This window comes from Aureivirga sp. CE67, from assembly GCF_015767245.1.
GTDB lineage: Bacteria > Bacteroidota > Bacteroidia > Flavobacteriales > Flavobacteriaceae > Aureivirga.
Genome location: NZ_JADOTV010000015.1, coordinates 42377 through 52058 on the forward strand (window position 1 = coordinate 42377; position 9682 = coordinate 52058).

At 27.8% G+C, this 9682-nt stretch carries 9 protein-coding genes; 4 read left to right on the forward strand and 5 right to left on the reverse strand.

Features of this window, described 5'->3' with window-relative positions:
- Positions 1-63: 63 nt before the first annotated feature.
- On the reverse strand, positions 64-2403 hold the full coding sequence (locus I0K12_RS15765; RefSeq protein ID WP_196889102.1) for an outer membrane beta-barrel protein: 2340 nt from the start codon (positions 2401-2403) through the stop codon (positions 64-66).
- Positions 2404-2579: 176 nt separating this feature from the next.
- Complete coding sequence (locus I0K12_RS15770) at positions 2580-3350, reverse strand: rhomboid family intramembrane serine protease (protein ID WP_196889103.1); 771 nt, start codon at positions 3348-3350, stop codon at positions 2580-2582.
- A 149-nt stretch (positions 3351-3499) separates the two neighbouring features.
- On the opposite strand from I0K12_RS15770, the gene I0K12_RS15775 reads away from it, so the two are divergent.
- The 4 genes from I0K12_RS15775 to moaA all read left to right on the forward strand — a co-directional run bounded on the left by I0K12_RS15775 (position 3500) and on the right by moaA (position 6941).
- A complete protein-coding gene (locus I0K12_RS15775; protein ID WP_196889104.1) occupies positions 3500-4615 on the forward strand; it encodes an acyloxyacyl hydrolase in 1116 nt (371 codons plus the stop codon).
- 2 nt (positions 4616-4617) lie between these two features.
- Positions 4618-5361 carry a GIN domain-containing protein gene (locus I0K12_RS15780; RefSeq protein WP_196889105.1) on the forward strand — a complete coding sequence of 248 codons (744 nt, stop codon included), beginning with the start codon at positions 4618-4620 and terminating at the stop codon, positions 5359-5361.
- A 12-nt stretch (positions 5362-5373) separates the two neighbouring features.
- Complete coding sequence (locus I0K12_RS15785; protein ID WP_196889106.1) at positions 5374-5880, forward strand: endonuclease V; 507 nt, start codon at positions 5374-5376, stop codon at positions 5878-5880.
- 65 nt (positions 5881-5945) lie between these two features.
- Positions 5946-6941 carry a GTP 3',8-cyclase MoaA gene (moaA, locus tag I0K12_RS15790; RefSeq protein WP_196889107.1) on the forward strand — a complete coding sequence of 332 codons (996 nt, stop codon included), beginning with the start codon at positions 5946-5948 and terminating at the stop codon, positions 6939-6941.
- A gap of 36 nt (positions 6942-6977) precedes the next feature.
- On the opposite strand, the gene I0K12_RS15795 is transcribed toward moaA, so the two are convergent.
- The 3 genes from I0K12_RS15795 to I0K12_RS15805 form a co-directional block, all read right to left on the reverse strand.
- Positions 6978-7820, reverse strand: coding sequence for a cupin-like domain-containing protein (locus I0K12_RS15795; RefSeq protein WP_196889108.1), 843 nt, complete (start codon positions 7818-7820; stop codon positions 6978-6980).
- Between the two features lie 65 nt (positions 7821-7885).
- Positions 7886-8566 (reverse strand): hypothetical protein, encoded by a 681-nt coding sequence (locus I0K12_RS15800; protein ID WP_196889109.1) that lies wholly within the window; start codon positions 8564-8566, stop codon positions 7886-7888.
- Between the two features lie 165 nt (positions 8567-8731).
- Positions 8732-9676 (reverse strand): type IX secretion system membrane protein PorP/SprF, encoded by a 945-nt coding sequence (locus I0K12_RS15805; protein ID WP_196889110.1) that lies wholly within the window; start codon positions 9674-9676, stop codon positions 8732-8734.
- Positions 9677-9682: the final 6 nt, after the last annotated feature.

Consider the following 9682-nt stretch of genomic DNA (forward strand, 5'->3'; position numbering starts at 1 on the left):
TTTAAACTATAAACTACTTTTTTATTGATACTATTTTATTGATTGTATGTACTTTTTTACTCATTATATTCTATTCTTCAGGTTTCCATCATCCTTCAAGTTTTTCTTTTGTATCTTTTTCTTACCTGATAAAGTATATTTAAAACTTAATGAAAAGAATCTAGATATATTTTTAGAATAATAATCTTGAGTAAAGGTATTGAAATCTGTATTGCTTTTCATTCTTAGAGTATTTAAAATATCATAAGCTGCAAAATTAATTATACCTTTACCTTTTAATACTTTCAATTTAAACCCTACTGAAAGTCTATCCCAACTTGATTCTTCTGCTAATTCGTTTCTATAATCTGTTACAAATTTATTAGTTAAAAACAATGTCCATTTTTTGTTTAAAAAATAATAAAATACAATCTGATTAGTGAAACTTGGTGTTTCATAAATTTTCTCATTATACTTAAAATGTGTATAGAAAAACTTACTATATATCTTTAAGAAAAATTTTGACTTAAATCTTTTAGAAAAATCATGACTTATGGTATAGATTTGACTTTCTCCAATATTCATCGGCCTAGTTTCTAGGATTCCGTCTTCTCTTTCTATAGAAAGCTGAGAGATCATATCTTCTATTCTTTTAGCTCTTACAGAGAAAGTATGACTTTTATATGCATAATCAGCACCTACAGAATATAAATAAGTTGGAGTTAAATTTGGATTTCCTGTTAAATATAATTTTTCGTTAATCTTAATGATATATGGATTCAATTGTCTAAATGAAGCTCTTTGAATACTCTTATCAAAACTTAGAGAAAGATTTTTATGATCTGAAATATTATAGTTATAATTAAACGTAGGAAATAAATCTGTATAATTTCTATCTACAGACGTATCATATAATTTATCTATTCCTTCTAAATTTGTTGTTTCTGATCTAAGACCAACTTCAAAAAAATGTTTTTTATACTCTTTAGTAAGAGAAATATATGCAGCATAAATTGATTCTCTATTTTCAAAATCTTCACCATCTAACTCAAATGACTCTCCTTCAATTTCTGTAAAAATATTCAATTTATTCTCTCTCTCTACATTACTAAGTCTTCCTCCTGCAGAAACTTCCCAATCTTTTTCAAAAATTTTATTCCAATCTAATTTAATATCATAGTAATTAGACTTTGCATCTGTATCAAAAATATCAATTTCTGTATAATTTATTGGATCAAATGTTTCTAATGTAACATTATTATCACTTATAAATTTATTATTCCCTATCTGTCCAGCAAAATGAATTTTACTTCCTTTATCATCATAGTTATATGTGATATTTGTTAGTCCATAATATAATTCTGTAGTTTCTTTTGCATCTGAAACACTAGTATATCTTAGAACATCCTCATTTTGATTATAAATTTGAGATCCAATTTCTACAGAATGTGGTGAACTATTTCTATAAAAACCTTCTAAACCAAATGTAAAACTACTTATAGGATAAAGTACGATTCCAGCCCTTACTCTAGAAAAATAATTATTTAGTTTATGAATACTTTTACCATTAAATGTATCATTCGAATTCTTAAAAGTATTTGTTGTCTCTGTCTTAGTTTGATCAAAATTTTCAAAATAATCTGCTGTGATATAAGCATTCCATTTTTTTGCTCCAAAATAAGAAGAATTCCCAATATATCTATCTATATGATCTTTATCTCTATAACTAATTCTTCCTGTAAAACTAGTATGATATCCAACAGGAAATTCCTTTAAAACAATATTAATACTTCCATTATTATTTGTAGCACTATTTTTGGCAGAACCTGTAGTTTTTACTTCAATTCGTTCAATATTTTTTGAATCTAAGTTGTTTAAATAATTTGTAAGATCATCTCCTGATAGTCTTAACTCTACACCATTTACATAAACAATCGGTGTTCCATTTGGTAATTTAACACTACCATCAATATCTACTAAAACTTGTGGTGTAATTCTTAAAATTTCGGTAGTTTCATATCCACTTTTGAAAGGACTATTTTTAACATCAAAAATAATTTTCCCTTTCTCTCTTTTTATTACTTTTTTATAAGCAGAAATCTCCACTTGCCCTAAAGATTCACTTTCTTCTTCTAATTGAATTTTACCTAAATCTTTATTCCCACTTATATTGATGTTTCTTTCAATAGTTTTATAACCAACGAAACTAATTTTTAATATAAATTTTCCATTTTCTGAAGTCAATTCGAAATATCCATTATCATCTGAAGTCGTATGAGAGGTAATTTTCCCTTCAGTATTTTCTAACAAAATATTTGCGTAAGGTATACTCCCTACATCATTCTGAAGAGTACCAAACACTTTACTTTGAGCAAAAGTTAAAATTGGAATTAAGAATAAAATTAGTAATAAGCCTCTTTTCATAGATTAAAATGTGAAATTCAATAAAGAATTTCAATTAATAATTTTTCATAATTTTTGAATATTCATCTTAGTACTGATGTTAATTTAATACTAAAACAATCATAACTCTACAATATTATTACATTTTAATCAAATACACAAAGTTTTTACCGTAATATTATAAGTGAAAATCAAGATTATTTTTCATTTTCATCAATATTATTCGACTTTTTATATAAATACTTTACTTGATATTTTGGTTTTTGAATTTCAATCAATTCCCTTTTAGGATTATTTTCATTTAAATCATCCTCTTCTTCGTCATTCTCTTCTTCAATTGGTGGAGAAAAATTCCCATCTTGATCAAACCATGTATCAAACTCTGTTTTTGAAAAAGTAAACTCTTTGGGTTTTGGACCTTTCTTTCTATAAATAACTGCGAATAACAATCCAATAATTAAACCTGAAAGATGCCCCTCCCATGATATTTTATCTTCAATTGGGAAAATATACCAAAACATACTACCGTATAAGAAAATAACCATTAGAGAAATAGCTGTCAATCGAAAATGTTTTCGAATAATTCCGCTAAAAAAGACAAAACCAAAAAGCATGTAAACAATTCCACTTGCTCCAATATGATAATTATCTTGCGCTAAAAGCCATGTTAGAATTCCAGTCAGAAAAAAGCCATAGAAAAATACTTTGTTCGCAATTTTTCTGTAGAAAAAGAATAAAATCGTAGTTAAAACTAAAATAGGAACGGTATTATTAAATAAATGATTTATATCTCCATGTAAAAAAGGAGAAAATAAAACACCTCTAAGACCGTAGAATTTTTCCGGATAAATTCCAAAGTTGTTGAAATTACGATTTAGTGCAATTTCTATGATATATACTACCCACATCGGAATCACAAAAAGAAGTGCTTTGTGAAGTTGTGGTATCAATTTTACATTTGTATCCATTTTTCTTATTTTTAAAAACTGACAACAAAAACACTTCCAAAGCTCAAAAATCTACATTTTGACATGTTAAAACTGTCAATTTCACACTATTTTATGCAATTATTTCATATAAATTCACAAAATTCTATATTTGCGTTTTCAAAATTTCTATGAAAAATTTATTTAAAATTATAATTTACCTCAACACTTTTCTATTATTTTCACAAAATAATACAGAAGAAAATCCAATATACACAACGGATTTCTCCCCCTATTTTGGCTCCATACTTCGACATAAACCTGGAATTAGTCATTTGATCACAGAACACCCTACTGGGTTTTTATTGAGTTTTGAAAAAAAGACTTCTGGAAGAAAAGAATGGGAAAGAATTTATAATCATCCAACAATTGGATTTACTTTCTATCATCAAAATTATCATAATGCTATTCTTGGGAAACTCTATTCTATAAATGCTCATTGTGCTTTTAACCTTAGAGATTATCAAACAAAAAATCAATTTATTCTAAAAATTGGTACAGGTTTATCCTACGTTACAAATCCTTATGATAAAATTGAAAACCCGAAAAATAATGCTTTTGGTTCTCATATAAATGCTAGTATTCTACTTAATCTTTATTACCAAAGATTACAAATTTTAGACAATTTTGGTTTAAAAACAGGAATTACACTTTTACATAATTCTAATGGCGGAACAAAATCCCCAAACTCTGGGACCAATGTTTTTGCAGCCATGCTTGGTGTGAATTATGCTTTTGAAGGGAAAAAGAAAGAAAATATAGACGATAAGGTTAATGAAATTCCAATACCAGAAAAAGAAAGAGTAAAATTCAATTTTACTTTTGCTTCTGGAAAAAATGAAACAGATTTAATCGGAAGTGGGAAATTTCCCTTTTACAATTTCTCTATTTATGCAGACAAACGTATTTCTAAAAAATCTGCCTTCCAACTAGGTTTCGAGTATTTCAACTCAAAATTCTTGAAAGAATATATTTATTATAAATCTTTAGATCAAAATAGCGATGAAGAACTTCCAGATTATAAAAGAGCTTCTGTAATTTTTGGTCATGAGTTATTTATTAGCAAACTTTCTGCTTATGTTCAGTTAGGATTTTACATCTACTCTCCATTTACTTACGAAGGAAATTTTTATGAAAACATCGGTATGAAATATTATATCTCGAAAAATATTTTTGGTCAAATAAACTTAAAAGCACATGCAGCAAAAGCCGAATCTTTCAGTTTTGGTATTGGATGCAGAATTTAACTATGAAAAAAATAGCTTACTTCCTTTTTATTGTATTAATTTCTTGCAATGTTGAAGAATTTGAAGAATGTTTTGTAGAAGATAGTTCTATTAGAACTTTTGAGTTTACAGATCTGGATAGTTTTGAAAATTTAGTAGTAAATGAAAATATTTTATTAGAAATAAAAGTTGGAGAAGAATCTAAAATTGAAATAGAAACCACAGAAAGTCTTATTGATCATTTTTCGTTTGAAATCATAAACAATGTTTTGACTTTAAATTTTGAGCCAACTTGCACTATTATCAAAAATAATAAGGTTACAAAAATTATACTTACAACTAATAATTTAAAAAAAATAGAAAACAATACACAGTTTAAAATTTATTCTGAAGAAACTTTAAATTTTCCAGAAATAATAATTTCTACAACTAGTAAAGAATCTTCAGATTTAGCTATTGGCGATTTTGATTTAAAACTAAATTCTAAATCTGTTTCTATAATTGGTGTTGAATTTGCTGGATTTAAAATTAGTGGAAGTACTATTAATCTTAGTATTGCTTTCTTTTCTGGAGCACCTTTTTTAGATGCAAAAAATTTTATTGCTGATCAAGTTTATGTACATCAACAAAGTACAAATGATGTTCATATTTATCCAAAAAAACAATTAACTGGTACTATATATTCCAATGGAAACGTAATATCTTATAACACTCCTGAAATATTGAATGTAGAAGAATTGTACCATGGAAAATTAATTTTAAAATAAAAAAACTGAAAAATGATATACGCTTTTGACACTTATTATTTTGCTGATAATGCTAAAACAGTTTGTGTAAAATTTAAAGATTGGAACTCTGAAGAACCTGAAATGGTTTTTGAAGAAATCATCAAGACTCCTGAAAATTATGAAAGTGGAGCTTTTTATAAAAGAGAGCTTCCTTGTCTTTTAAGTTTATTAGAAAAAATTGACTTGGAAGAAGATGCTATTATAATCGTAGATGGATATGTTACGCTAAATAGTACTAAAGATGGACTTGGAGGTTATTTATTTCATGAGTTAAATGAAAAATATCCTATTGTTGGCGTTGCTAAGAATAACTTCTCGGATGAAGATTCAAATAAACGTGCTGTTTTAAGAGGAGAAAGTAAAAAACCTTTATATGTTACTGCAAAAGGAATTGATGTAGATTTTGTAAAAAAACAACTAGAAAATATGCATGGAGAGTACAGAATGCCAACTCTTTTGAAAAAATTAGATCAATTGACTCGAGAGGACCTAAGTTAGTATTTTTTTGAGTAAATTTGCTGTCAAGAATAGGAAGTGTAGAAACTTCTGGGTAATTTTATAGAATGGAAAAGCTGATTGATAAATATGGAAGGCAAATTACCTATTTAAGACTTGCTGTTACAGATAGATGTAATTTGAGATGCCAGTATTGTATGCCAGCCGAAGGTATCAAAATTGTTCCGCGAAATGAACTTTTGAGTTATAAAGAAATTTATAGAATCACTAGAGCACTTACGGAACTTGGTGTAGACAAAATCAGACTTACTGGAGGAGAACCTTTTGTGAGGAAAGATTTTATGCAACTTCTAGAGATGCTTTCTTATAACGACCTTCTAAATAAAATAAACATTACTACCAACGGAGCTTTAGTAAAACGTCATATTTCTGAGCTTGAAAAAATGAAAATTAATACTATAAATCTTAGTATTGATAGTTTAAAACCAGAACGTTTTTTTGAAATAACTCGAAGAAATAATTTTAATGATGTTTGGGAAGCTTTAGAATTATTAGAAAAAAGTAGTATTAATCTAAAATTAAATATTGTTGTTCAACCTGGAGTTAATACAGATGAAATAGTTGATTTTGTAGCACTTTCAAAAGATCGAAATCTTTCTGTTCGTTTTATTGAAGAAATGCCTTTTAATGGAACTGGAAAACGTTCTATGGAAGAAATTTGGGATTATAGACGAATATTAAAAGAAATTCGAAAAGGTTTCCCAGAGTTTGAAACTTTAACTAATGAAAAATCTTCTACCTCTAAAAACTTCAAACTTTACGATTCGGTAGGGAATTTCGGAATTATTCCTGCATATACAAGAACTATTTGCCATGATTGTAATCGAGTTCGAATTACTGCTACAGGAATGATTAAGAATTGTCTTTTTGACGATGGTGTTTTCAACTTAAAAGAAGCATTGAAAAAAGATATTAGTAATGAAGAATTGAAAGCTTTATTTTTAAAAATAATACCTCAAAAACCTAAAAACGGATTTGTAGCAGAAGAAAACAGAAAAAGAAATCCGAATGTTTCTGAGAGTATGTCTACGATTGGAGGATAATTGAAATTATCAAAAATGATAATTTCAATTTCTATTTTATTGTAGAGCTTTACTGTTTTTATAGTGTAGCCATTTTTCTCCTTTTAACTTTCGCATTAGGTTGTCATAGTTTCTCATATAAACTAAATTATACAGTGCGATTCCAAGACTTTTGATATTTCTTGGATAAGCTCTCAACGTCATCGAAAATCCTGGTGTTTTATAATACATATGGTGCCAATATCCTTCTGGAATATAAACAGCTTCTCCGTGCTTTAAATGTACTTTAAACCCTGTTGCTTTGGCTAATTTTGGCCACTTCTCAAAATTTGGATTATTAAAATCAATATCTTCCCTACTTATCAATGAATAAGGAATTTTATACAAATATTTTGTTTCGCTTGGTGGAAATAAAATACATTCTTTTTCTCCATGAAAATGAAAATGGATTAAGTTACTATAATCAATATCATAATGCATAAATACTCTGGAATCTTCTCCTCCAAAAAAAAGCATCGGCATTTGCTTGATAAAAGGCATTCCAATTTCTGGAAATTTAAAATCATTTCTTAATTCTGGAACTTCTTTTAAAATATTAAATAAAAATATTCTTAATTCGGTGGGTCCTTTTTGTAGCAATTCGATATAGTCTTTAAAAGACATTTCAGCAGCTGGTTCATTAAACTTTTTAGAATAATCTACTGGACTATTATCGTATAAAGGAACTATTTTATCTCCTACTTTTTCTGTAAAATAATCAAAACTCCAATCTTTATTTGCTTTCCAATCTGAAGTTAGATTTTCAATAATTACTGGAGTTTGTGTTTTATAATATTTTTTTAAAAATACTTCTTTGGTAATAGACGATACACGGTCTACTTCTTGTAAATTTAACTGCATATAGTATCGGTTTTTGAAATATTCTAACCTTTAAGATACGCAACAAAATTTAGTATTCCTTTTTTTTATTTACTTTTTTGATTCGGCTTCAATAGTTTACGTCCAATATTTGGACTAATCAAAGGAGAGTTTTTTGTCTTTAAAGTATCGTTTGTTCTTTTTTGCTTACGAATAACTTCTGTAGAATCTTTTAAGCTTTTTAAGTCCTTTAAGAAAAGAGAATCCATTTTAGTCAAATTCGGATTAGACCTCAACTCATCTAAACGATAGACAGCATTAATTCGATCATTTACATTAGAGAAAGCTATTACAATTTTGTAGATTTCACTATGTGCAAGACTATCTAAATTCACATCTTCAATCGTCGAAATATCTTTTAGCCTTAAAGCCTCATTATTTAAAAGATTTAATCGAACTCTTACGGCTGGTATATCTAATTGTTTTATTGCAATCGAATCTTTCACCACTTTTGTAAGATAGCTTAATTCGGAAGCATTACTATAAGCTTCTGGAATAGACATATCTTTTAACCTAGAAACCATTTCATCTAATTGTTCATAGTTTTTCCAATCCTGAAGCTCTTCTTTTGCTTTTTGGTTTAAAGTAATAATTTGTGGAGCTCCGTTTGCTTCAAAATTATTCTCAGTAATTTGCGCTTCTTTTTTTTCTTGTATCTCCTCCTTTTTATCAGAAGAACAAGAAATGATTGAAAAAGTAATGGCAGCTATATAGATTATTCTTTTCATTGTATTCAACTTAAATAAAGAAACATGGTTTCAATTATTTTTCAAAAATAGGAAAATCTTAGGTATCTATATTTTCGAATTGAAGAAAAGCTAAAAAAATATTGTTTATAAAAAGAAAAGAGGCCATTTACAGCCTCTTTTCTTTTTTAATATGTTATGTATCTATTAGTACCAGAAAGTACATAGATCCGAGTTTTTATTACATAAGAAACTATATCCTAATGTTAGGAAATGAGAACCAGTATTTGTTTTTTGGATTTTTGTTAAACTTAACTGATAACCATAAGCAAAGTAAAATTGGTCATATCGCATTCCAAACATTGGAGAAATTGATATTGGTTTTGGACTTTGCTCAGCAGCCATTCTATAGGTAGCTCCTAACCAGTAATAGTTTTCATCTCTGTTATTTTTTAAAAACTTCATATTGATATCCATCTCTTGCCTTCCATCACCAAAATAATGGTGATAAAGTAAAGATGGTTCAAAATATAAATCATCTCCAGCTTCAAATTTATAACCTGTATACAAATAAGCACTTCGGATATTCTCTGGTTCAGATTCCGCAAATGCTTTTGTTTCTTTATTCAACAAATTAGTTGCAGTTAAATTGATATAAAATCTTTTATATCTATACAAAGCTGCAATATCAAAATTTGCTTGTGTGAATGATCTATTATTTTCTACTCCTGGATCTTCATGAGCATCAATAAACTTTGAAATATCAATTTTTGAGTGTGCTAATTTTGCACTAATACCAAAAGATAAATATTTCTCTGAATAATAATCTAAAACTACGTGATAAGCATAGGAAGCCGCAAAATTTGTTTGCGACGTATTCCCATTTTTATCATTTGTTAATATTGCTCCAACTCCCATTTGTTTCCCAACAGTTCCATCTATTGATAAAACTTGTGTTCTTGGAGCATCTTTTAGACCAATCCATTGTGCAACTCCACCTAATCTGATTTTGAAACAATCTCCAATTCCAGCCCAAGCAGGAGAAATCTCGTATGGATTATCCGATAAGTATTGATTCTGTCTTGGTATTTCTTGCGCTTTTAAACTAATAACCGACAGAAGTGTGGTAACTAAAAATATGTATTTTTTCATTTTCTT

Bases quoted from the DNA above. Each gene is read 5' to 3' on its own strand.
- I0K12_RS15805 (WP_196889110.1), bottom strand. From the start codon at position 9,676: ATGAAAAAATACATATTTTTAGTTACCACACTTCTGTCGGTTATTAGT.
- I0K12_RS15765 (WP_196889102.1), bottom strand. From the start codon at position 2,403: ATGAAAAGAGGCTTATTACTAATTTTATTCTTAATTCCAATTTTAACT.
- I0K12_RS15800 (WP_196889109.1), bottom strand. From the start codon at position 8,566: ATGAAAAGAATAATCTATATAGCTGCCATTACTTTTTCAATCATTTCT.
- I0K12_RS15785 (WP_196889106.1), top strand. From the start codon at position 5,374: ATGATATACGCTTTTGACACTTATTATTTTGCTGATAATGCTAAAACA.
- I0K12_RS15795 (WP_196889108.1), bottom strand. From the start codon at position 7,820: ATGCAGTTAAATTTACAAGAAGTAGACCGTGTATCGTCTATTACCAAA.
- I0K12_RS15780 (WP_196889105.1), top strand. From the start codon at position 4,618: ATGAAAAAAATAGCTTACTTCCTTTTTATTGTATTAATTTCTTGCAAT.
- I0K12_RS15775 (WP_196889104.1), top strand. From the start codon at position 3,500: ATGAAAAATTTATTTAAAATTATAATTTACCTCAACACTTTTCTATTA.
- moaA (WP_196889107.1), top strand. From the start codon at position 5,946: ATGGAAAAGCTGATTGATAAATATGGAAGGCAAATTACCTATTTAAGA.
- I0K12_RS15770 (WP_196889103.1), bottom strand. From the start codon at position 3,350: ATGGATACAAATGTAAAATTGATACCACAACTTCACAAAGCACTTCTT.